General features: G+C 71.7%; 16 protein-coding genes and 2 pseudogenes. 10 read left to right on the top strand and 8 right to left on the bottom strand.

The features are described from left to right. Window positions 1-24 precede the first annotated feature (24 nt). The 4 genes from HUA75_RS31970 to HUA75_RS46275 all read right to left on the bottom strand — a co-directional run bounded on the left by HUA75_RS31970 (window position 25) and on the right by HUA75_RS46275 (window position 7,426). On the bottom strand, window positions 25-1,284 hold the full coding sequence (locus tag HUA75_RS31970) for an MFS transporter (protein ID WP_174488537.1): 1,260 nt from the start codon (window positions 1,282-1,284) through the stop codon (window positions 25-27). 343 nt (window positions 1,285-1,627) lie between these two features. After that, a complete protein-coding gene (locus HUA75_RS31965; protein ID WP_217446355.1) occupies window positions 1,628-3,358 on the bottom strand; it encodes an ADYC domain-containing protein in 1,731 nt (576 codons plus the stop codon). 85 nt (window positions 3,359-3,443) lie between these two features. Further along, the gene (locus HUA75_RS31960; RefSeq protein WP_174488535.1) at window positions 3,444-7,277 is read right to left on the bottom strand and encodes an SUMF1/EgtB/PvdO family nonheme iron enzyme; all 3,834 of its coding nucleotides are present in this window, start codon (window positions 7,275-7,277) and stop codon (window positions 3,444-3,446) included. Next, on the bottom strand, window positions 7,274-7,426 hold the full coding sequence (locus HUA75_RS46275) for a helix-turn-helix domain-containing protein (RefSeq protein WP_256433549.1): 153 nt from the start codon (window positions 7,424-7,426) through the stop codon (window positions 7,274-7,276). Before HUA75_RS46275 ends, HUA75_RS31960 begins: the two co-directional genes overlap by 4 nt. A gap of 129 nt (window positions 7,427-7,555) precedes the next feature. Here HUA75_RS46275 and HUA75_RS48005 point away from each other — a divergent pair. Then, window positions 7,556-7,627, top strand: a pseudogene (locus tag HUA75_RS48005) (30S ribosomal protein S18); the annotation flags it as partial. 315 nt (window positions 7,628-7,942) lie between these two features. Here HUA75_RS48005 and HUA75_RS47080 read toward each other — a convergent pair. Next, a pseudogene (locus HUA75_RS47080) lies at window positions 7,943-9,256 on the bottom strand (sigma 54-interacting transcriptional regulator); the annotation flags it as partial. A gap of 90 nt (window positions 9,257-9,346) precedes the next feature. Next, window positions 9,347-9,934 (bottom strand): hypothetical protein, encoded by a 588-nt coding sequence (locus HUA75_RS31950; RefSeq protein ID WP_174488533.1) that lies wholly within the window; start codon window positions 9,932-9,934, stop codon window positions 9,347-9,349. A gap of 130 nt (window positions 9,935-10,064) precedes the next feature. Here HUA75_RS31950 and HUA75_RS31945 point away from each other — a divergent pair, with 130 nt between their 5' ends. From HUA75_RS31945 to HUA75_RS31925, 5 genes are all read left to right on the top strand, one after another. After that, entirely contained in the window at window positions 10,065-11,036 is a 972-nt protein-coding gene (locus HUA75_RS31945; RefSeq protein WP_174457340.1) for a LysR family transcriptional regulator, read from the top strand. Further along, complete coding sequence (locus tag HUA75_RS31940; protein WP_174488532.1) at window positions 11,033-11,938, top strand: AEC family transporter; 906 nt, start codon at window positions 11,033-11,035, stop codon at window positions 11,936-11,938. The genes HUA75_RS31945 and HUA75_RS31940 overlap by 4 nt, the downstream gene beginning before the upstream one ends. Window positions 11,939-12,082: 144 nt before the next feature. Next, window positions 12,083-12,883, top strand: a complete 801-nt coding sequence (locus HUA75_RS31935; protein WP_246137254.1) for a nucleotidyltransferase family protein — start codon at window positions 12,083-12,085, stop codon at window positions 12,881-12,883. 100 nt (window positions 12,884-12,983) lie between these two features. Further along, the gene (locus HUA75_RS31930; protein ID WP_141643627.1) at window positions 12,984-13,655 is read left to right on the top strand and encodes a hypothetical protein; all 672 of its coding nucleotides are present in this window, start codon (window positions 12,984-12,986) and stop codon (window positions 13,653-13,655) included. A gap of 181 nt (window positions 13,656-13,836) precedes the next feature. Beyond that, window positions 13,837-14,229 carry a hypothetical protein gene (locus HUA75_RS31925; RefSeq protein ID WP_141643626.1) on the top strand — a complete coding sequence of 131 codons (393 nt, stop codon included), beginning with the start codon at window positions 13,837-13,839 and terminating at the stop codon, window positions 14,227-14,229. A 54-nt stretch (window positions 14,230-14,283) separates the two neighbouring features. Here the strand turns inward: HUA75_RS31925 and HUA75_RS31920 are convergent, their stop codons facing one another. Continuing rightward, the gene (locus HUA75_RS31920; RefSeq protein ID WP_141643625.1) at window positions 14,284-14,493 is read right to left on the bottom strand and encodes a hypothetical protein; all 210 of its coding nucleotides are present in this window, start codon (window positions 14,491-14,493) and stop codon (window positions 14,284-14,286) included. A gap of 241 nt (window positions 14,494-14,734) precedes the next feature. Between HUA75_RS31920 and HUA75_RS31915 the strand changes: the two genes are divergently transcribed. After that, window positions 14,735-14,929, top strand: a complete 195-nt coding sequence (locus tag HUA75_RS31915; RefSeq protein WP_141643624.1) for a hypothetical protein — start codon at window positions 14,735-14,737, stop codon at window positions 14,927-14,929. Window positions 14,930-15,029: 100 nt separating this feature from the next. Continuing rightward, on the top strand, window positions 15,030-15,308 hold the full coding sequence (locus tag HUA75_RS31910; protein ID WP_141643623.1) for a hypothetical protein: 279 nt from the start codon (window positions 15,030-15,032) through the stop codon (window positions 15,306-15,308). Between the two features lie 10 nt (window positions 15,309-15,318). Here the strand turns inward: HUA75_RS31910 and HUA75_RS31905 are convergent, their stop codons facing one another. After that, window positions 15,319-16,518: a hypothetical protein gene (locus HUA75_RS31905; RefSeq protein ID WP_174459882.1), complete on the bottom strand. Its 1,200-nt coding sequence runs from the start codon at window positions 16,516-16,518 to the stop codon at window positions 15,319-15,321. Between the two features lie 99 nt (window positions 16,519-16,617). Here HUA75_RS31905 and HUA75_RS31900 point away from each other — a divergent pair, with 99 nt between their 5' ends. Further along, window positions 16,618-19,695 carry an MG2 domain-containing protein gene (locus tag HUA75_RS31900; RefSeq protein ID WP_174488531.1) on the top strand — a complete coding sequence of 1,026 codons (3,078 nt, stop codon included), beginning with the start codon at window positions 16,618-16,620 and terminating at the stop codon, window positions 19,693-19,695. Further along, complete coding sequence (locus HUA75_RS31895) at window positions 19,692-22,121, top strand: alpha-2-macroglobulin family protein (protein WP_174488530.1); 2,430 nt, start codon at window positions 19,692-19,694, stop codon at window positions 22,119-22,121. The genes HUA75_RS31900 and HUA75_RS31895 overlap by 4 nt, the downstream gene beginning before the upstream one ends. Window positions 22,122-22,147 lie beyond the last annotated feature (26 nt).

Below are 22,147 nucleotides of genomic sequence, written 5' to 3'. Positions count from 1 at the left end.
CGTTGTTTTCGTGGCGTGGCGCTTTCAGTCGATGAGGGGACTCAGGTCCGTGCGCACCGCGCGCTGCGAGTCCAGGCGTCGGCGCCGGGGGCCCGCGATGGCCAGCTGCCAGACGGCGCAGACGAGCCCCAGCGCGAGACAGCCGAGCCACAGCGCGGACGTGCCGGCGCGGCCGAGCACCCAGCCCCCGAGCGCGGGCGCGGCGCTGGACGCCAGGCCCCAGAGCATGTGGTACGCGCCCTGGTAGCTGCCGCGCAGTCCGGACGGGGCCAGGTCCGCGACGACGGAGGGCGCGACGGGGGCCTGGGCCATCTCCCCCAGCGTCCAGATGGCCACGGCCAGGGCCGCGAGCGCGACGTTGCCCGTCAGCGCGTGCAGGCCAAAGCCGATGCCGGTGAGGACCGCGGCCAGGGCCAGTGCCTGGGCGCGGCGCAGGCGGCGCAGCACCGGGTTCGTGAAGGGCTGGAGCGCGACGATGAGCAGGCCGTTGACGGACAGCACCGCGCCGAACTGCGCCTCCGTCAGCCCGCGCGAGCTCAGGTCCATCGGGAGCGACACCTGGCTCTGGTAGAAGATGAGCGCCACGCCGAAGTAGGGGACGGCGAAGGCGACGAAGCTCGGGTCCAGGAAGGGGGCCAGCAGGGAGCCCATGGCGCCCGGTGCCTGGGTGTCCGACGTGGCCGGAGGCTTCGCGGGGCGCGTCTCCGGCAGGAGCAGCCAGATGCAGCAGCCATAGGTGAAGGTGGTGATGGCGTCGACGATGAAGAGCGTCAGGTAGCCGTAGCGGACCATCAGTCCGGCCATGGGCAGGGCGATGGCGAAGCCCACGTTGACGACCCAGTAGAGCAGGCCGAACGCGCGCTGACGGTCCTCGGGGGAGACGACGTCCGCGACGGCGGCGGACACGGCGGGACGGTAGACCTCTCCGCAGATGCCCAGGCAGAAGGCCGCCGCGGCGATGGCGGCGGGCTCGCGCGCGAAGCCGAGGAAGAGCATGCCCACCGAGCCCAGCCACAGTCCGCCGGCCAGGGTGATGCGGCGGCCCACGCGGTCCGCGAGCATGCCGCCCAGGGGACTCGCGATGACCGCGCCCACGCCATAGAGCGACACGGTGAGCCCCGCGCGCTCCACGCTGAAGCCCCGCTCGCGCGTGAGGTACAGCGCGAGGAAGGGGACGACGAAGCTGCCCAGCCGATTGACGAGCGTGCCCACCCACAGCACCCAGTACGTGCGAGGCAGCCCGCCGGCCATCTCGTGCAGCGCCCGTCGCAGCGCGCCCGTCATGGCCGCCCTCCCGTCGTTGCCGCGAGGAGACGCGAGGGGCACCGGAGGACGAATCGAGAAGCCATGGCCGCGCGCGAGCATGCGCCAGCGTGTCTCGCGCTCCAAGCCATCCCTGAACAGGGCGCCAGAGTCAGGAGAGACGAAGTCTTGCTTTGGGTTCCGAGCATTTGCGCGGGACGGACGAAGACCCCGGGCCGCGCCTGAAAACGCGTCCGAGGACTGCGGAGTCCGACGCCGCGTGGGGTGCGGACCCACGCGCACCGTGCAGGACTTGCATCATGGGCGCTGGGGGGAAGCCAGCAGGTGTTGCACGCCCTGCAAGTGCTGCACGGTGCGCGCGCCGTCACGGATTGCCGGGGATGTAGCCGAGGGGCGGTTGGAGCTCTGTCCAGCCGATGCCCGGTGACGTGGTGGAGGTGATGAAGTGGTTGTTGTCGTCGTGCCACAGGCTCAGGGGTGTCGCCATGAAGCCCGAGGCCACTGGGGAGAGGTAGCCCTCGAGCGCATCCACCTCCGTGCCTCCCGTGGGCACGTCGAGCGACCAGCCGAGGGGGGCGGGACAGGCGTCACTCGGGGCTCCGGTGACGGAGGTGTCGGGGATGAGGGTGGTGAGGAAGTGCTTCTGCCCGGTGGTGTCCACCCGGGCGCAGCGATAGAGGCCGTCGAGCTGCAGCTTCGCGCGCAGGGCCTGGGGAATCGTCTTGCTGAGCAGGGAGCCCTCCAGGCGGACCGGCACGTAGTTGGCGGGCACGCCGAGCCTCGCCGTATTGATTCCCACCAGGTTGGGATGCTGGGGGAGTGGCTGCGGGGCGTTGTAGGCGGTGGTCGTGACGGCCCGCCCGGGGTCCCCGTCCTGTTGGAACCGGTACAGGCCCGTGTCGAGGAAGCGTGAGAAGGTGAAGAGCCGCGCGCCGCGCTCCTCCAACTGCTCCACCGTGTAGTCCTCGCAATACTTTGGGACGAAGTCGCGGTCGAAGGGAGTCAGGGTCTGGCTATGAGGGTCGAAGCAGGTGCCCGCGAACGGGAAGCTGGCCCAACGCCGCTTGCTCAGACACAGCGCCGCGTAGCGCGGCAGGATGACGCCGTTGGTGGGATTCGCGTGTATGGCCCGGCAGGCGGGAGTGGGGTTGGACCCTGTCGTGTCCAGGGAGCAATCCGCCCACGCGGCTTCGAAGTAGTAGCCCTGGTACGCGCTGCCCGAGAGCGAGGTGACGACGTGCGCGGCGGCCGTCAAGGGCACGTACTTCGTGTCGTGGAACGCGATGGGCGTGCCATCCACGGTGTTGCTGTGGCCCACGCCGCAGTAGTCGGCCGTGGCCATCCGCAGACACGTCTGATGAAAACTCAGGGCTTCCTGGAGGTTGCCCGCGAGCGAGTTCCCCGCCGTGGTGAGGCCGCTGAGCACCTGGCCTGTCAGGGTTTGCGCCGCGGAGGTCCAGGGCGGGTAGCCCCAGTCGACGCACTTGGCGATGACGCCACCGTCTTCGAACTCGCAGCCCGAGACGTGCTTGGGCACGCAGGCGAAGGTGAAGGCGCTCGTGGAAGGGAGCAGACGCCAGGACCCGCTCTGGGCATCCTGGGTCCAGCTCAGCGGGACGGCCAGCGCGACGTTGTTGGCGGGGCACAGTGGCTGGGGCTGGGTGAGCGCGGTGGACCACGTCACCTGGTACTCCCAGGTGGTCCCCATCACCGGCGGTGGCGGGTTCGGCTGGCCGGCGTACCGACACGTCTCGTAGATGCTGGCGTGCGGCGCCACCGAGACAATCTTGAACTTCCGTTGAGGGGCGCCCACCGAGAGGAACTCATGGCCCACGTAGTCCATCGGGCCGCACTGGCCGGTGCCGATGGGGAACTTGTTGCCGCGCAGGCCTCCCTTGCTCAGCGCCGTGCCGATGCAGGAAGGACGTGACGACGAGGAGGTGAAGCTCACGTTGACGTGGCCTTCATCGAAGATGCCCGTGCCGTGGAACTTCGTCCCCTGACCGCTCTGCGCGGGCGGCTCGTCCGCCAACACTGCGGTGGCATACAGGCCACCGGACAAACACATCCATGCCCCCAGGCAGGGGCCTCTCATCCATCGCATCGTGGGTTGCTCCCGTGAGTGGCTCGAAGTGCTCTGCCGCTGACGTAAAGCAGGAAGCCTGCCAACGGCCCCAGGCTCAATGGACGGCGGGAGGTGACGCACAGACACGCAGCCCGATGAAGGGGATGCGGAAGCGAGGCTCGCCGTCGCCGTGGTTGAGGCTGCGAGCGGTGAACATGTCCTGGTAGAAGCAGCCGCCGCCGTAGGTGGGCTGGTCGGGCGAGGACACCGAGCGCATCCACTCCCACACGTTGCCGGTGAAGTCCGCCAGGCCGAAGGGGCTGTCGGACGCGGGATGTGAGCCCACCTCGTCGGGACCGAAGGCCAGTGACTTGCGGCCGTAGGTGGCGTCGAAGTTGGCGTCGTCCGGCTCCAGCCGCTCGCCGTGAGGGTAGCTGCGCCCGTCCGCGCCCCGGGCGGCGCGCTCCCATTCGCGCTCGTCGCACAGGCGGGCCCCTGGCACCCGGCCGGTGTCGTTCAACCACGTGACGTAGGCCACGGCGTCCTCCCAGGAGATGCCGGACACGGGCAGGCGCAGCCAGTCCTGGTTCGCGCGGTGCTCGCGGTCCAGGTAGCGCAGCGGCTCGCCTTCGCGGGCGCGGTAGATGTGTCCCTTGCGCGCGAGCTGGAACTCCCACTGGCCCGGCTCCACTTCGACGAGCGAGATGTCACCGAAGTAGTTGCCTCCGTGGGGACGCCGCTCGGCGCGCTCGCGGGGCGGGAGGGTGCGCAGGAAGTCGAGGTACTCGCCGTGGGTGACCTCGGTGCGCCCCACGAGATAGCCCCCGGTGGTGAGCGCGTGCAGGGGCTGGGCGCGCATGGCGTTGCGGCGGATGACCTCGTCGTCGGGGCTGCCGTAGAGGAAGCGACCGGGGGGGACGTACACGAAGCCCTTGGGGACGGAGGCGGGCAGCACCAATCGGGTGGCGTGTGCTTCGCCGCGCTCCAGCAGCACCGGGTAGAGGACGGCGGGGCGGTCCGCTCTGACGAAGCTGAGGCGGTAGGAGCCTGGAGGCAGGGACGCGTCGCGCAGCGGAGTGGTGCCGAGCGTCACGGGGGCAGACCAGCTCAGCCGGCCCGCATCCTCGAGGGCGCGCTCGACGCGTACGCGGGCACCGGGGGGCTCGGTCTCCAGGTCCAGGCGCGCGGGGGCGTCCAGTCGTCGCTGGAAGTCGCGCGTGTCGTCGACGAGGGCCAGACGCTGGAGCAGCTCGCGATGCAGCGCGGGTCTGCGCAGCCGCTCGGCCAGGAGGATGCGCTCGAAGAGGACCTCCGCCAGCAACTGGCGCCCGCTCGCGTGGCGCGGGTTCTTCTGAAGCGCGGCGTCGAGCGCGTTGCCGGCTTCACGGTAGGCGGTGTCGACCCGCTCGGCCGTCGCCAGGGCCCGGGCCCACGTGGCCTCTCCTTCCACCTTCTGGGCGGTGTCGAAGGCGGCGAAGGCCGCGCGGCGCTGGGCCTCCAGCCGCGTGTTCTCCTCTCGCGCCTGCTCCAGGGAGGTCCGCGCCTGGCTCACGGCCTGGGCGGTGTCGCGCTCGCGCGCGCGCGCTGTCTGGAGCTGGAGTCCGCCGTACACGGCGACCGTGAAGAGAGGAAGGGAGAGGACCGCGGCGATGCGTCCCAGCCGCTTTCGTGTCGCCACGCGGCGCGAGGCATGGAGGAAGGCGCGCTCGTCCTCGCTCAGGGCGTCGAGCGGGAGACTCGCGGCTTCCACGAGCTGACGGCCGGACCACAGCAGCTCCACGGTGCGACCCAGGCGCCGCCACTCCGTGCACGCTCGCTCCAGGCGCTGGCGCAGGACGCGCAGTCCCTCGTCGCCCGCGAGCCAGCCGCGCAGCGTGTCCCAGCCCACCAGCAGGGCCTCGTGCGCCAGCTCGTAGGTGCCCGTCTCCGCGTCCTCGCTCACCGCCTCGCGCGCCACCACGAGCCGGCCTCGCACCAGGGCTTCCAGCGCCGCGCGGGCCGGACCGACCTCCGAGCCTGGCGCGCCCACCAGCTCCTCGCGAGTGCGCTGGGCGCGAGTCCCCTCCGCTGTCACCAACCGTGAGAGGAGGTGTCGCGCCGCGCCGCGCTCCACCGGCGCCAGGGTCGCCAGCACGCCATCGGCATGTCGCGCGAGCGCCCCTCCGACTCCGCCGAGGGCTTCGAGCGCCGTGGCGGGAATCACCCGGCGCTCCCGGTCCCTGTGCTCCCAGAGCTGCGCGAGCGCGAACTGGAGCAGAGGCAGTCCTCCCTCGCCCGCACCGGCGGACACCAGGGTCTCCACGAGCGCGGGTGACTCGAAGGTGAAGCCGTGGGCCCGAGCGGGAGCGACGACCGCCTCCGTCAGTCCCGCTTCGGTAGGGCGCTGGAGGAGGTACAGGCCCCCGGTGTCGAGCGCCTCGCGCAGGCCCGGCAGCGAGGCCAGTCGCGCGAGGAAGTCACCTCGTGCGGTGGCGAGCACGCGCAGCCGGGGGCCGCCTTCCACCAACGACTCCAGCGCGAGCGCGAAGCGCTGGGCATCCTCGGGCGGCGCGAGCGTGAGGAGCTCTTCCAGTTGGTCGATGTGGAGGAGCACGGCCCGAGTCCCCGCGCCCGTGCGCATGCGGCGTCCCAGGGCTTCGGGTGCGGCGTGCAGCTCGCCCAGGAGCGACGCTTCGCTCTCGCCGAGGAGCGGTGCCAGCGTCGCCGCGAGTGCCCCCAGGGGATGGCGTCCGGGCACCAGCTCGCACGTGGTCCACGCGCCGGGTCCCAGCGCGCCCTGGGCGACTCGGGGCAGGACGCCCGCGCGGCACAGCGACGACTTGCCGATGCCGGAGTCTCCGGCCACGAGGACGAAGGGTTGGGAGCGCAGCCGGTCCACCAGCGCGCGAATCTCCGAGCCACGGCCGGAGAACGTGGCGCGGTCCTCCGCTCCGAAGGCGTGCAGTCCGGGGTAGGGGCGCTCGTTCGAGGGCGCGGGCTCACCGGTGCCTTCTCGCAGCGCCTCCAGGGCCTCGCGCAGCACATCGGCGGAGGCGAAGCGCGTGGCGGGCTCCAGCGACAAGCAACGGTCGATGATGGCGGCGAAGGCCGGGTCCACCTGGGGGAGCACCCGCGTCAGCGCTGGGCGCTCGCCTCGGAGCACGGCTTCGCGCAGCTCCGGCGCGGAGTCTCCCCGGTAGGGCCTCGTGCCGGTGCACAGCTCGTACAGCATGACTCCGAAGGAGTAGACGTCACTGCGAAGGGTCGCGGGCTGGCCCCGCCAGATTTCCGGCGCCATGTAGCCGGGCGTGCCCACCAGGCCCGTCACGAACGCGGGGATGGGCGAGGGTGTCGAGGGTGGAGGACTCGCGGGAGGTGACACCGTGAGGGTTCGCGAGAGCTCCTGCTCGATGGAAGGTGCCACGTCGAGCCGCGCGAGGGAGAGCTGGGTGCGAGCCGGTTCGGACGGGCCGCCCGCAGCGTCGATGAGCTTGGCCACGCCGAAGTCCAGCAGTTTGACGTCGCCCTCCACGGTCTTCATGACGTTGGCGGGCTTGAGGTCGCGGTGGACGACGTCCCGGCGATGCGCCGCCGCGAGCCCTCGTGCGAGGCCGATGCCCAGCGTGAGAGCCTGCGTCCAGTGCTGGGGGAGCGGTAGCCGGTCGAGGCTCTCGCCTCGCACGAACTCCGAAATCAGATACGGACGGCGCAGCACCTCGCCCACGCGGTAGATGCCCACGACGTTGGGGTGCTGCACGCGCGCGATGGCGCGGGCCTCGTTCCAGAAGCGCTCGCGTTGTCCCTCCTGCGGCGCCATGCCGGCGATGAACTTCACCGCCACCAGTCTGTCCAACCGCAGGTCCCGCGCGAGGAAGACCTCACCCATCGCTCCCCGGCCCAGGGGCTCCAGCAGGTGGTACTCCTCGAAGTCGATAGGAGGCTGCCACGCAGCGGGGGCCTGGGTACTCATCCGGGAGGCTCCCGGTGGCGCGAGGCCGCGAGCCCGAATTGTTTGTATTTGAGCGCGAAGGTGCGCAGCGGCATTCCGATGAGTCGTGCCGCGCGCGCCTGGACGCCCGAGGTCTCCTCCAGCGCTTCCATCATGCGCTGGCGCTCCAGCGCACGAAGCTCATCGGAGAGGCGCTGGCGGCGCGAGGAACTGGGGGACGACGCGGGCTCGAGGCGAGGAGCGGCTGGTTCGGCGGAGGACGAGGAGGCTCCGGCGGAAGAGGCTTCGGCGGAGGACGAGGAGGCTCCGGCGGAAGAGGCTTCGGCGGAGGACGAGGAGGCTTCGGCGGATGAGGAGGAGGCTCCGGCGGATGAGGAGGAGGCTCCGGCGGAAGAGGAGGAGGCTTCGGTGGAGGACGAGGAGGCTTCGGAGATGGGCGTGCCCTGGCCTTGGAGTGACTCGGGCAGGCACGAGGGTTCGACGATGGGACCGTGCGCGGTGGCCGCGGTGAACTCCATGGCGTTCTTCAGCTCGCGCACGTTGCCGGGCCAGCGGTGGCCGCGCAGCAGTCCCATGGCGGCGGCGGACAGCTCCAGCGAGGGGCGGCCCAGGCGGGTGCAGGCCTCGGCGAGGAAGGTGTTCGCGAGCAGGGGCAGCTCGCGAGGACGTTCCCGGAGCGGAGGCAGAAGTGCCACTGCGGTGGACAGGCGGAAGTAGAGGTCCTCGCGGAAGCGGCCGGCCTTCACCTCCTCGGAGAGGCGCCGGTGGGTGGCCGCGACGATGCGCACGTCGACGGGGCGCTCGCGCGCGTCGCCCACGCGGGTGATGACCTTCTGGTCCAGCGCGCGGAGCAGCTTGGCCTGCACCGGGAGGGAGAGCTCCGCGACTTCGTCGAGGAAGAGGGTGCCGCCACCGGCCTGTTCGAACAGACCCGCGCGTGCCGTAGCAGCTCCGGTGAACGCGCCCTTCTCGTGTCCGAACAGCGTGCTCTCCGCGAGGGACTCCTGGAGCGTCGCGCAGTTGAAGGCGACGAAGGGCCTGTCCGCGCGAGGGGACCAGTGGTGGATGGCCCAGGCGGCGTTCTCCTTGCCCGAGCCTGTCTCGCCCTGGATGAGCACGGTGAGGGGACTGGCCGCCAGCCGCCGCAGCAGCTCGAAGGTGCGCACCATGGCGGCGTCGGCCACCACCACGGCGCGCTCGCCCAGCTCCAACTGGTAGAGGCGCGGCCCGCTCAGGCTCAGGCCGCCCATGGGCGCGGTGAGCGCGGCGGCGCGCGCGGTGGAGACGAGGGCCTCCGAGTCCAGTCCATCCCGTGGCGCTGTCGCCACGCCGGCGCGGACATCGGGCGCGAGGGGACGCAGGGCTTCGAGGAGGTGCTGGACGAAGGGCTCCACTTCGTCGCGCAGCAGCTCCGGCAGCATGGCGACGAGGAGGTTCGGTCCTTCGCGCGCGAGCACGTCCATTCCGCGCAAGGCACCGCTCGCCGCGCGGAGCAGGTCCGGGGGCGCCACCGTGGAAGGCCCGAGCTCCAGCGCCACCACGCTGACGCTGCGTTCATAGTCGAGGACGCGTTCGAGCTCCTCGTCCAGCCGGTTGCGCAAGGTGTTGGCATCCAGCAGCGGGCGCGACGTCCGCGTCCCACCGTGGAAGACGAGGACGACGTCGCCGAGTGTGACGACGTCGCCGGTGCGCAGCGGATGCGCGCCCTCTACCTTCACGCCGTTGACCTTGACGCCGTTGTGGCTGTCCTGGTCGGCGATGCGCGCGGTCTCCGCGGTCACCGTCACCCGCGCATGGTGTCGGCTCACCGAGGCATCCTGGACCCGCACGTCCGCGGTGGCGGCCCGGCCAATCAGGACCTCGCCCTCTTGGGGGAGTGGGCACAGGGAGGACGAGCTTCCCTCGATGACAAGTAAGTAGCGGCGGTCCGCTTCGTCACGCCCGTGTGTGGACTTGGACGAGCGTGCATCCAGGGTTTCTTGGGTGTCGGAGTTCGACATGTCTGGCCCGGAAGAGTCTCCCACATCAGACAGGGGCGCCGTCATCGCCGGATGGCAGCGACGGCGCATCCAAAGCCGGGCTGACGTGCTTCAGGGCTTGACGACGGGGTGGGTGGCCAGGGCTTGCGGACGCTTCTCCGGGGCGCACATGTCGTTGTCTCCGGGGCGCTGGCCGAAGAAGAGCTGCGTGCCTTCCACCTTCACCACGTCGTGGTCCTTGCCGCACTCGGTCAGCGGCTTGAATGACAGGCACGCGCCAGGGACGGGCTGCTCCACGCCCACCGTCCACGCGCCCGTGCCGCAGCCCGACTGGGTGAAGACGTCCGCCAGCGGCTGCAGGTGCGCGGTGAGGTAGCGCTCGCCGAAGGTGAAGGTGCCCTCGGTCGCGCCCGACACCTTCTCCGAATCCTGTCCCAGGCTGTAGGGGCCGACGACGCGCGCGGTGAACAGCTTCGTCTGGCAACCCGCGTCGCCGAAGAAGTCCAGGCGGAGCGTCCAGTCGGACTCGGTGAGCTGGAAGTGGCGCTGGAGGTAGTTGTTCGAGCCGTCGCCGTTGGGGACGGCTTCACACGTGGCGCTGTCCCAGGTGCCGGCGAGGTCCTGGGGGCGGACGTGGGACTTCGTTCCTCCGCACGCGGCGGCGCAGAGGGTGATGAGGGCAATGGCGAGGATGCGCATGGCGAGACTCCGTGGGTGGCTCGGGAGACCGCGACGTGCGGCCTGTTCCGGTGACGCCATGAATGCGCCAGGAGGCGGCCTGCGGAAACGCTGGAGGTTGCAGGGAGGGGCTGCGAGATTGCAGGGCACCATGCTGGACTGGAACGACCTGCGGTACTTCCTGGCGGTGTCGCGAGAGGGGACACTCGCGGGCGCGGCGCGGGCGCTGAAGGTGGATGCGACGACGGTGGGGCGCAGGCTCGCTGTGTTGGAGGAGACGCTGGGGGCGCGGTTGTTCGAGCGGACTCCGGGGCGGCTCGTCCCGACGGCGGCGGCGCGAGGCATCCAGGGGCCCGCGGAGGAGATGGAAGGGGCGATGCTCGCGGTGGAGCGTCGAGCGGGAGGGGAGGACGCGCGGCTGGAGGGCGTGGTGCGGGTGACGACGACGGAGGCGTTCGCGGTGAACACGTTGTTGCCGCGCTTCGCGCCGTTCCGGGAGCGGCATCCGGGCATCGAGGTGCGGTTCCTCACGGACTACGGCGCGCTGGATTTGACCCGGCGCGAGGCGGACGTGGCGGTGAGGCTGACGCGGCCGAGCGAGGCATCGCTGGTGGCGCGCAAGGTGGGGGACATCGCGATTTCGCTCTATGCGTCGGAGGCGTACGTCGCGCGCCGGGGGTTGGCGGACCCGGCCACGGGGTTCGCGGGGCATGACGTGATTGGGTACACGGGGGCGGCGGCGAAGTGGCCGGAGGCGAGGTGGCTGGAGTCGGTGGGGTCGTCCGCGAGGGTGGGGGTGCGGTGCAACTCGTTGCTGTCGGTGATGGCGGCGACGGGTGGGGGATTGGGGTTGGGGTTGATGCCGTGTCTCCAGGGAGACCTCACGCCGGGTTTGCGGCGGTTGTTGCCTCCGGTGGTGGCGTTGCGGCGAGACATCTGGCTGGTGGTTCACGCGGACCTGCAGCAGAACGCGAGGGTGCGGGCGGTGATGGACTTCCTGGCGGAGCTCATCCAGCGCGAGCGTGCGTTGTTGTCGGGAGGCGGGGTGGTGGGCGTTGGGAAACAGGAGTCACGGTCGCCGCGCGCGGGACAGCGTCGACGCGGGAAGGCGCGGGCGTCATGAGTCAGGTCATCGGGTTGTTGGGGACGTGTCTGGTGCTGGGGGTGCTGGCCCGGCGCAGTGGGAAGTTCCCCGAGGGCTCGGCGGGGCCGTTCAACACGTTCGTGCTGTACGTGGCGCTGCCGGCGCTGGTGTTGCGGGTGATGCATCGGCTGGAGTTCGTGCCGTCGCTGCTGGTGGCCGCGGTGGTGCCGTGGCTGTACTACCTGGCGGCGGGGCCGTTCTTCCGGTGGCTGGGGCCTCGGCTGGGGTTGTCGAAGGAGTCGGTGGCGGCGTTGGTGTTGACGGGCGGGTTGGGCAACACGGCGTTCGTCGGCTTGCCGATGGCGGAGGCGTTGCTGGGTTCGGAGGGGCTGGCGGTGGCGGTGGTGGCGGACCAGCTCGGCTCGTTCCTGGTGCTGTCCACGTTGGCGACGCTGGCGGCGGCGCGAGCGAGCGCGGAGGTGGAGCTGCCGCTGAGCGCGCTGGCGAGGAAGGTGGCGACGTTTCCGCCGTTCGTGGCGTTGGTGGTGTCGCTGCTGTTGCGACCGGTGGGGTATCCGGTCTGGGTGGAGTCGGTGCTGGAGCGGCTGGGGGCGTTGTTGACGCCGCTGGCGTTGTTCTCGGTGGGGTTGCAGTTGCGGCTGTCGGGCATGAGGGCGCGGTTGCCGGCGCTGTCGCTGGGGCTCTTCTACAAGCTGGTGCTGGTGCCGGGGGTGGTGACGCTGGGGTTGTTGGCGTTGCCGGGGTTGTCGCCGGTGGTGGTGCAGGCGACGGTGCTCCAGGCGGCGATGGCGCCCATGGTGAGCGCGGCGATTCTCGCGGCCGAGCATCGGTTGGACCCGGAGCTGGCCGTGCTGATGGTGGGCGTGGGGATTCCGCTGTCCTTCGTCACCGCGCCCCTGATGTTGTGGCTGGTGCGGTGAATCAAGTGGGCCGTCGCCCGCTCGCCTGCCCTTCGGGCGGGTGCGCGGACGACTCGCTGACGTGCCGGCCCTGCTCCCCTATCTTCCCTCATGGCCGAGCAACCACCGAAGGCCTCCGGGGCACCCGGAGGAGACCCGAGGCGGATGGAAGTGCGGCGCTCCGTGGCGGAGCTGGGCGCGCGCACCTACGCCATCCAACTGCTTTCCGACGCTGGCATCCCCTTCCTCGTGGGCGGCGCCTACGCCTTCGCTCACTACACGGGCATCTATCGCGATACCAAGGACCTGGACCTCTTCCTCCACCGCAAGGATGGAGACCGCGCCCTCGAACTCCTCGCGCGCAACGAGTGGCGCACCGAGAGCGAGGTCCACGGCTGGCTCCACAAGGCCTTCTGGGCGGACTTCCTCGTCGACCTCATCTACGGCTCCGGCAACGGCATCACCGCCATCGACGAAGCCTGGTTCGAGCACGCCGTCCCCGCGCAGGTGCTGGGCTGCCCGTGCCGCGTCCCTCCCGCCGAGGAAATCTTCTGGAGCAAGGCGTTCGTCCTCGAGCGAGAGCGCTTCGATGGCCACGAGCTCACCCACCTGCTCCTGAAGACCGGCGCGACGTTCGACTGGGAACGCCTGCTGCGCCGCTTCGACCGCTACTGGGAAGTCCTCCTCTCCCATCTGCTCTTCTTCCGCTTCGCCTATCCATCCGACCGCGCCATCGTCCCCGACTGGCTGATGCGCGAATTGCTCTCCCGCGCGGACAGCTCCGTGGACCACGGGAACTGGCAGGAGCGCATCTGCCGGGGACGACTGCTCTCGCCCACCAGCTACCGCGTCGACGTCGACGAGTGGGGCTACGAGGACGGCGACTCCTGGGACAAACGCGAGCGCAAGCGCGATGACCCGTCCCTCGCGGCAGGCGGCGCTCCAGGCGCTCACGGGCCCCACTGAGGGTGTCCCTCCATGCGAGCCCACGGGGTGCACGGCCATGCCCGCCCCGGGCTCGCGACCCTACCTTCCCTCCAGTGCCCAGAGGAAAGGCAGGTGCCCCGTGTCACGCCCCGAATCCGGACCCCGAGGAGCGCTCGGCAGGCTGAGCGCGGTGCTGCTGTCGCTCGGACTCGCCGCGCCCGCGAGCGCGCAGCTCGCCGTCTCCGAACGCGGCGGTCCCATCCGCTTCCAGGTGGGCGAAGAGTCCCTCACGGTGTCCCTGAGTCGCGACGTCGTGCGCGGCGGAGGCTTCGACCTGCGCCGCACCGGCTCCTCGCTCAAGGGCCGCCTGCGCGGCGGTGACGTGGACCTGCGCTGGCCCCAGGGGCCCATCGTCGGACGCGTGGGCGTGGAGGACAGCCGGCTCGAACTGTCCCGCATGGCCTCCGAGCAGGGCCTGCGCGTGGATGGCGAACTCGCCCACTGGCCCACCTCGCTCGTCATCTCCCCCGTGGGCATCTCCGGCGACGTGGGCGGCTGCAGCTACACCCTGACGGTGGCGGGGGGCCACTACACCGGCTGGCGCACCTGTCAGCCCGACGTGGACGGCGAGCCGACCTCCGTCTCCCTCAGCCTGCCGAAGACGATGGAGGTCCTCGGGGAGAAGGAGCAGGCCGCGCTGCTGTCGCTCTTGCTCTCCGCGCAGGGCCTGCCGCCCGCACCGCCTCGTGAGGCCTCCGACTCAGGGCGCACCCTGGAAGGCCCCGGCCTCGACGAAGGCCCGCGCAGGTGAGGCCCCCGCACCCCACCGTGTCCGCTCTGCTCGAAATAGTGAAATCGAAGTGCAGATGCCACGGTGAATCATGGGCCCGTGCCTGACGGGGCACCCACGGGTCATGCTTCAATCCCTCTCCAGCGCGCACGCGCGTGCGTGATGGGCCATCGCCCATCCTTCGCTGAAAGAGAGCCCACCCATGAAGCTGTCCCTGACGGTGCTGTCGGCGCTGGTCGTGTCCGGTCTGCTGGCCTGTGGTGGAACCGAGGCCGTCGAGGCGCTGGAGCCTCTCGCCCAGGAGGAGAGCGCGCTCGAAACGTGTACGACGACCTGTTCGAATGGGTCGACGGTGTCCTGCACGGGCACCACGTGCAACACCTACCCTGGCGAGTCCGTCGAGTGCGATGGGCTGCACAAAATCTGCCCCATTTCGCTGCCCTCCATCTGCCTGCAGCCCAACAGCTCCTGCTTGAGCCTCGCGGGCAAGGCGTGCTCCCCGGCCGGCAGCGGCACGCGCTCGTGCTGCATCAACCGGCGCGTCGGAAACTGCTTCTGCACCATCCAGGGGGTCTGGGCCTGCTCCGCGAATTGAGCCTGCCCGTGGGGTGAGCGCGTCGAGCCTCGTGGATGCTCGACGCGCGGGACATCAAGCCGTGGCCGCCGCGCCGAAGGACAGCTCCACGCCGTTGTCCTTCACGCGCATGCGAGGTTTGGACAGCCAGTGGCAGTGGGCGCAGTAGCTGTGCGCCCCGGAGGGGCTGGCGCGCACGTTCACCGCCCCACCGCAGAGCACGCAGCCGTCGGGAAGGACGAATTCGGCGAACCGCTCGCCGATGTTGCTCTCGAATTCAGTCATGCCTCTGAGTTAACGCAGGAATCGCGCGGCACAAGCAGACCGCTCCGGGCCCTGGGTACGCGCCCTGGAGGGCATCGCACCCTTCCACCCACGAGCAGGCAGGCAGGCGAGCATGGCTGCATTCCTTACCGCCTCGCGGCCGACTGACGTCCCGTGGACACCGCAACCCCGGGCATCCGCGTGGACTGACTGGCACGGTGATTGATCTCCAAGACGCCAGGAAACGGGAGAGGGGGACGGCATGGGCGGCGTGGAGCGCGTGGACGTGAGCGAGGACAGGAAGGGCTGGGGGGTGGAGGTCGTCACGTCGGAGGGCGAGGTGCGGCGCTACCGGTACCGGAGCGAGGCCCAGGCGCGCTACTTCGCGGCCGTCTTCGCGCTGGGCCCCCGGGTGCTGCCCCCCGTGCGCCGGGGGAAGGCCCGGAAGGCCGCTTGAGGGCCTCATTCCGGGGGGATGTCCGGGGACCAGGCCTCCAGGCGCCGTCACCGTGGCTTCCCACTACCCTTGCGGGCGGGTTTCGGGGAGGCTTTGCGTCATGAGCGACGCGAGCAAGCCCTTCCTCATCCCCGCCAACCGGCAGTACATCACCAAGGAGCCGGACCCCGCGGGCCGCTGGTCCACGCTGTTCCCGGACATGATTGGCTACAAGAACCAGGGTGGCGGCAAGGTGCCGGCGGACTTCGGCTGGAACACCAACCCCAAGCAGTGGCAGGAAGAGATGACGCCGGGCACGCTGGCCGAGCGCTTCAACGAGCTGCGCGTGCTGCCGTCGAAGGCGGAGGCTCCCGCGCTGCCCGCCGACACGAAGAAGTAGTCGCGGCCACCTAGCTGAAGGGCAGGGCCGCGAGGCGCTCCCTGAAGCGCTCGAGCAGGCCGTATGAGCCCGTCTCGGCCAGTCCCTCGGCGGCCTCCTGTCGCGCCTTGCGCAGGAAGCCGTCGAACGGTGCCGAGCGACCGTACAGCGCCGCCGCCGTGTCCACCGCGTCCGCCAGCACGCGCGCCGCGCCTGGCGAGCCGAGCGTCAGGTGCATCTCCGCCTGCTCCAGCTTCGCGCCACACGCCGCCCACAGCTCGCGGTCATGCACGACGAGCCACGTGCGCGTCACCTCGTCCATGGCCTCCTCCAGGAAGGCGAGGAAGGGCTCGACGAGCGAGGGCAGCACGTCCGCCGCCAGCTCGGGCTGTCCTCCCGCGTCCTGGAGGCGCGCGCGGAAGGTGAGCACGTGGTGCTTCTGCGGCGTGCGCAGCGCCACCGAGGCGGACAGGGTGATGAAGGCCGACACGCTCTCCGCCATCTGTCGGGCCAGCGGGGGTCGTGACGGGGCCTCCGCCTTCGTCGCGCGCTCCAACCGTCCTTGCAGCGAGCGGCGCAGGTCCGCCGCCGCCCCGCGCAGCGCCGAGCGCGCGCCCACCTGGTGCACGTAGCCGGGCACCACGTCCTCGCGGCGCACGTCCTCGAAGGCCGCCGCCGTCAGGTAGACGAGGTCGCCGATGCGCACGCGGAAGTCGGCGCGGAACGCCTGGAGCTTGGCCATCAGCGTCCAGCGGTCGCTGACGACCTCTGGCTTTCGCATCTGCTGGCCCAGCTCCGACACCCGCTTGGACAGCCGCTCCGCGGTGGCGTGGAGCACCGCCTCCACCTCCTGCGCCAGCCGCTCATCGGAGCTGGCGGGGGGAGGGGCCCAACCGGTGTCCCCGGTGCTCGCGGCGCGCGCGGGCGGGGGGAACTGCTGGTGGATGGCGCTGACGAGCTGGTTGACGCCCACGAGGGTGTCGCCGATGGCGGGGGCCATGGTCTCCCAGAGGGACAGGTCCGCGCCGCCGTCCGACTCCAGGGAGGTGGGCTCGTAACGGGCGATGCTCAGGTGTCCCAACTGGTCGATGGCCACCGCCGCCGCGCGATGGACGCGCTCCAGCCGGTCCGCCAGGTGCCGGTCCGTGAGCGACTCCAGCAGCGTCTCCAGTCGCGAGGGCAGGGCATCCGGGGGAGCTCGGGCGGCACGGGGCTTGGGCGACGGGAGCATGAGACGCGGGACGCTACCGCACCGGCGCCGGGTGCGCGAAGAAGGGGGCTCGGCAGCCAGGGGGACTCCCGGCATAGAGTGCGGCCTCGGGGAGGATGCATGACAGAGCGTTTCCGCCGTCGGGCGAAGAAGGGGGGGCTGGCGGCCCTGCTGCTGGTGGGGGTCTGGGCCTTCGCGGCGTGGGACGTGTGTTTGAGCGCCTGGGTGCTGCGTGGGGTGAAGGTGCCCCAGTGCCCGGACGGACAGTTCCGCCAGACGGTGGGCCTGGATGTCCGCTCGGTGGCGCGAGGGCTCTCCGGACGCGTCATCATCTGGGCGGACGCGCACGCGCCGGACGCTCGGGGCAGCCTGATGACCGCGCGGGTGCGGCGGGGCTCCGCGGAGCTGTTCCTGGTGGATGCCGACGGGAAGCAGACGCCCCTGGAGCCGGAGAAGAAGTCCCCGTGGACGCGCGACTCCGACGACACGCTGGTGGCCGAGGTGAAGCTGCCCGAGGTGCCGGACGGCGACTACAAGCTGCGCGCCCGCGTCACCACGCCTCTGGGCACGGACACGGTGGACGCGACGCTGCCGCTCTACGCGCCCGCGGTGGCCCATGTGCTGACGGACCGGCCGCTCTACGAGCCGGGCAACGAGGTGAGCTTCCGCGCGGTGGTGCTGCGCACCCGGGATTTGTCTCCGTTGGATGGGCGGCCCGGGACGTGGTTCCTGAAGGACGCGACGGGAGAGACGGTGCTGGAGGAACGAGCGCCCGCGGGGCCGTGGGGCGTCGTGGCCGGCAGCTTCCCGTTGGACCGGGGCGCGCCCGTCGGAGTGTGGACGCTGCTGTGGAGCAGCGGTGACACGCAGGCCAGCGCGACGTTCCAGGTGAAGCCCTTCACGCTGCCGCGCTTCCGCGTGGAGGTGTCCAGTCCCCGGCCCTCCTGGCGCGCGGGTGACACGCCCGAGGTGGAAGGCCAGGTGGTGTACGCGTCGGGTGCTCCCGTGACGGACGCGGAGGTGGAGCTGCGGTGGACTGTCTCCGGGGCGTGGCCGCCGCCTCCGGAATGGAGCACGGGAGGACTGCCGCTTCGGGCTCGCTCGGACGCGGCGGGGCGCTTCCGCGTGACGTTGCCTCGCGTGCCGGAGGACCTGCGCGGCCAGGTGACGCTTTTCGCGAGTGTGTCCGCGCGAGACGCCGCGGGGGACCGGGTGGGAGGCGCGGTGGCGCTCCTGCTCTCGGAGGACGCGCTCGCCATCTCCTCGGTGACGGAGCTGGAGGACGGGCTGGTGGATGGCTTCAGCAACCGCGTCTACCTGCGCGCCACCACGCCGGACGGCCGGGTGCTGCCGGGGGCGGAGCTGACGGTGACGCGCGCGTGGGATGCTCGGGACGAGGGCGTGCGCGGCGTGACGGACGAGGACGGCGTGGCGGCCTTCCAATTGGACCCGGGACCGCCCGTCAACGTGGTGGTGCCGCCGTTGCCCGTGCGCCGCCCGCCACGGCCGCCTCCGGTGCGGCTGGTGACGCTGACGAACCTGTTGGAGGAGGACAGCCAGGCGTCGCTGAAGGAGCGGCTCGTGGTGGAGGGCTGGCTGACGTCGCTCTTCCCGTGCGCGCGCTTCATCCCGCCGGATGAGGAAGAGCGGATGGTGAAGCTGGGCGTGCGCGTGGGCGCGGGCGGCGCGGTGACGGAGGTGGGGGGCGAATTGGACGCGCTCACGGCGTGTCTGGCCCAGGGGGTTCGCGCGCGCACGCTGCCCGCGGGTCGAGAGCGCGTCCTCGCGCTGACGTTCGAGGTGCGGGATGCGGGCTTGCCTTGGATGGAGCTGGTGGCGGAGCCGGCCTTTGGTACGGGCACGTCGCTGACGGACGCGCTGGCGCCCCTCGTCAGTGACGCGCGTGCGTGCCTGCCGTCGAAGCTGGAGTCGGGAGATCGCCTGCCGGTGGCGCTGAGCTGGCGGCTGGGCGCGAAGCGGGAGTTGACGACGTCCTGGTCCGCGCTGCCGTGGGTGAAGAGCACGCTGAGTCCCTCGGTGGTGGCGTGTGTCCAGGAGCGCCTCGCGCGCGTGAGGCTCACGGGTGACATCGAGGAAGAGGAGTCGATGGGGGTCGTGGGGTTCACGGTTCATTCCGGTGACGATGACTCGGAGACGGAGGGGCAGGCACAGGCCACCACGTTCCTGGGCTACGAGCTGAAGGTGGTGGCGAAGGTGGACGGCAAGCCGGTGGGGGACACGAAGTGGATGTCGCGCCCGGTGATGCTGCCGCCCTTCCGGCTGCGCGCGACACCGGTGCTGGCGCGCGCGGGCGAAGAGGTGCGCATCGACCTGATGCGGGGCCCCGCGTTCGAGGGGACGCTGCCCAAGGAGCTGCACCTCACGGTGGGCAAGCAGGAGCTGGTGGCGAAGCTGGAGAAGGGCTCCACCACGGCGCGCTTCCAACTGCCCGCGGACTTCGAGGGCTGGGCGGAGACGTCGTGGGCGGGGGCTCGGGCGCGGGTGTACGTGGCGCCGCGCGCGCAGCTCTCCGTGGAGGTGTCGTCGGAGAAGCCGGCCTACGCCCCCGGCGACCTGGCGCGGCTCCAGGTGCGCACGCGCGTGGATGGGAAGGACGGGCCCGCGGCGGTGGGGCTCATCGGCGTGGATGAGACCTTGAGCCAGTTGGTGCCGCTGCCGGGCACGGATGCGATGGCGAGCGTGAGGCCCGCGCCGACGGTGTCGCAGCCCGCCTTCGGGGTGCTGGATGGCGTGGCGCTGGCGCAGGGGCGCATCCGGGGCTCCAACGCGGCCGCCGCGGCGCTGCTGCGGGTGAGCGCGGTGCCGACACCCGAGGATGCGGAGACGCGCGTGAGCGCGCGGGCGCGGAGTGAGTTCGACCCGGAGTCCGAGCTGACGGAGCCCTTCTACGCGGTGCTCGCGGAGCTGCACGCGCAGGTGCGTGAGTGGGAGGAGAAGGCGCCGGAAGGTGAGACGCTGAACCCGGCGGGGCTCGCGAAGTTGTGGACCCAGGCGCTGGCGTCCTGCGAGCAGCGGGGCGAGAAGGTGAAGGATGCCTTCGGCCAGCGGCTGAGGCTGTCGCGGTTGCCCAGGGAGTTGCTGGAGCTGACGGACCCGCGTGCGGTGGTGTCGCGTGGGACGCGACTGCCAGAGGACGTGGAGAACTGGAACGCGTGGGTCGCCCGGGAGGCGCCATGATGCGCAATATCATCGTCGGGGCGGTGTGCCTCGTCGTCGGGGCCGGGCTCACGCTGACCCTGTTCGGGGACAACCTCCGGGGCCTCTTCGGAGCGTCCGCGTCCGCGCTGGGAGGCGACTGGGAACCCAATGCCCAGACGATGGGAGTGTCGGCGGACTTCGCCCTCAAGGAGTCGGACGCCATCGAGGTCGCCGCCGCGCCCATGCAGGCCCCCATGGGAGGGGGCGCGGCGCCGGAGGAGGAGAGAGAGGGCGGCTCCGACAAGCGCCTCGCGAGGGGGAAGGGGGGAGAGCGCTCACCGGGCGGTGGTGGGTTGCTGGAGGAGAAGCCCGCGGCCCCAGGGGCGCCGAGCCGCGCGTGGTTCCCGGAGACGTTCCTCTTCGAGCCGCTGGTGGTGACGGATGAGTCCGGTACCGCGACGCTGCCGGTGCGCGTGCCGGACCGGCTCACCCGCTGGCGCGTGCTGGCGCTGGCGCACTCGCGCACGGGCGCCCAGGCCGGCGCGGTGACGAGCTTCGCGGGGACGCTGCCCACGTACGTGGACCCGGTGCTGCCGGCCTTCCTGCGCGCGGGCGACTCCGTGCGCGTGCCGGTGCAGGTGGTGAACACGACGGATGCGGCCGTGGAGACGTCGCTGAAGGTGGAGGCCACGGGCGCGGCGGTGGAGGGCGCCACGCGCACGGTGCGCGTGCCGGCGCGAGGCAGCGTGGTGGAGTACGTGACGGTGCGCGTGTCGGGCCCGGGGCCCATCGCGGTGCGCGCGGCGCTGGGAGACGCGGACAGCGTGGAGAAGCCCCTGGACGTGTGGCCCACCGGTCGGCCCGTGGTCCAGACGTGGAGCGGCACGCTGGCGGCGCCGCGCACGCTGTCGCTCACGGGCGCCGCGGATGCGCAGGCGGGCAGTGAGCGCGTGCGGCTCCAGGTGTATCCAGGAGGGCTGGGCGTGCTGCGCTCGGAGCTGACGTCGGCGGGGGCTCGCGGAGGCTCGGAGGACGTGGCCTATGCGCTGCTCCTGGCCGGGCGCGCGCCGGAGCTGCTGACGGCGCTGGGCGAGCCCCAGGCGGCCGAGGTCCTGAAGGCGGCCCTCTCCCCGAAGGGCGCGCGCATGGCGTCACCGCCGGAGGCGGCGGGAGGGCTCGTGGACGCGGAAGGCGTGCGGGTCCTCGTGGCGCAAGCGACGCAGCGCGCGCTGCGGCTGGGGCGCACGCCGGACGTGGTGTCCGCGACGCTGCTGGTGGAGGGCACGCTGCTCCATCCGGACAACCCGGTGCTGGCGCGGCTGGGCGAGCGGCTCGCGGGCTGGGTGGCCGCGGCGCAGCGTCCGGACGGCACGTGCCAGGGGGGCGAGGGTTGGACGCTCCAGCGACTGCTGGTGGCGACGGCGGATTGCGCGCGAGCGGTGGCGGCGGCGTCCGGGACGCCTGGGGGGCAGCGGCGCGCGGCGCGCTTCTCCACGCTGGCGTCGGGCGCGTTGGAGCGCAACCGGGCGCACGTGAAGGACGGCTACACGGCGGCGTCCCTGCTGGCGAGCGGCATCGTGACGGGCGCGCTGCGGGACTCGCTGCGGGCCCAGGTGCGTGACGCGCTGAAGAAGCGCGAGGACGGCGCCGCGTACCTGCCGGTGGAGTCGGGCGTCGTGGCGGCCAATGGGGAAGCGCCCTCGGAGGCGGAGGCCACCGCGCTGGCGGTGCTGGGCCTGGAGGGTGACGCGAAGGCGCCGCTGGCGGACCTGGGTGCCTCGCTGCTCGCGGGCTACGGGCCGGCGCGCGGCTGGGGCGGAGGCCGGGCGAACCGGCTGGCGCTCAAGGCCGTGGTGTCGCTCTTCAAGGAGCCGCTGCCCGCTCGGGTGCGCGTGGTGCTGGAGCGCGACGGGAAGCCCGTGGCCGAGGGCACCTATGACGCCAAGGCGCTGCGCGAGGTGCTGTCGCTGGAGGCCCCGGCGGCGGGCTCGGCAGGCGCGCATGTCTGGACGGTGCGAGCGGAGCCCGCGGTGCCGGGCCTGGGTTTCGCGCTGGCGTTGTCCGCCGCCGTGCCGTGGAAGCAGGAGGCGCAAGGGGGGCTGGAGCTGGCCGTGGACTCGCCCCGGGAGGCGAAGGTGGGGCAGCCCGTGGAGGTGACGATGCAGGCCTCCACGCCCTCGGGCCTCGAGTTGGAGCTGCGGCACGGGTTGCCCGCGGGCGTGCAGGTGGACGCCGCGAGCCTGGACGCGCTGGTGGCGGTGGGGAGTGTCGCGTCGTGGACCTCGGAGGATGGCGCGGTGACGCTGAAGCTGCGGCCTCGGGGACAGGGAGAGCCCTTCCAGGTGCGCTTCCGCGTCATCCCCACGCTGGCGGGGACGCTCCAGGCGGGCGCCTCCTCGCTGCGGGTGGTGGCGCGGCCGGACCTCGTCTCCTACGTACCTCCCGCTACGTGGGCGGTGCGCTGAGGCGGGGTCCTCGACGACTTCGGACC

The organism is Myxococcus sp. CA040A (assembly GCF_013336725.1).
GTDB classification, from domain to species: domain Bacteria; phylum Myxococcota; class Myxococcia; order Myxococcales; family Myxococcaceae; genus Myxococcus; species Myxococcus llanfairpwllgwyngyllgogerychwyrndrobwllllantysiliogogogochensis.
Note: the sequence above shows the minus strand (reverse complement) of the source record. Positions and strands in the feature narration are given on the sequence as shown.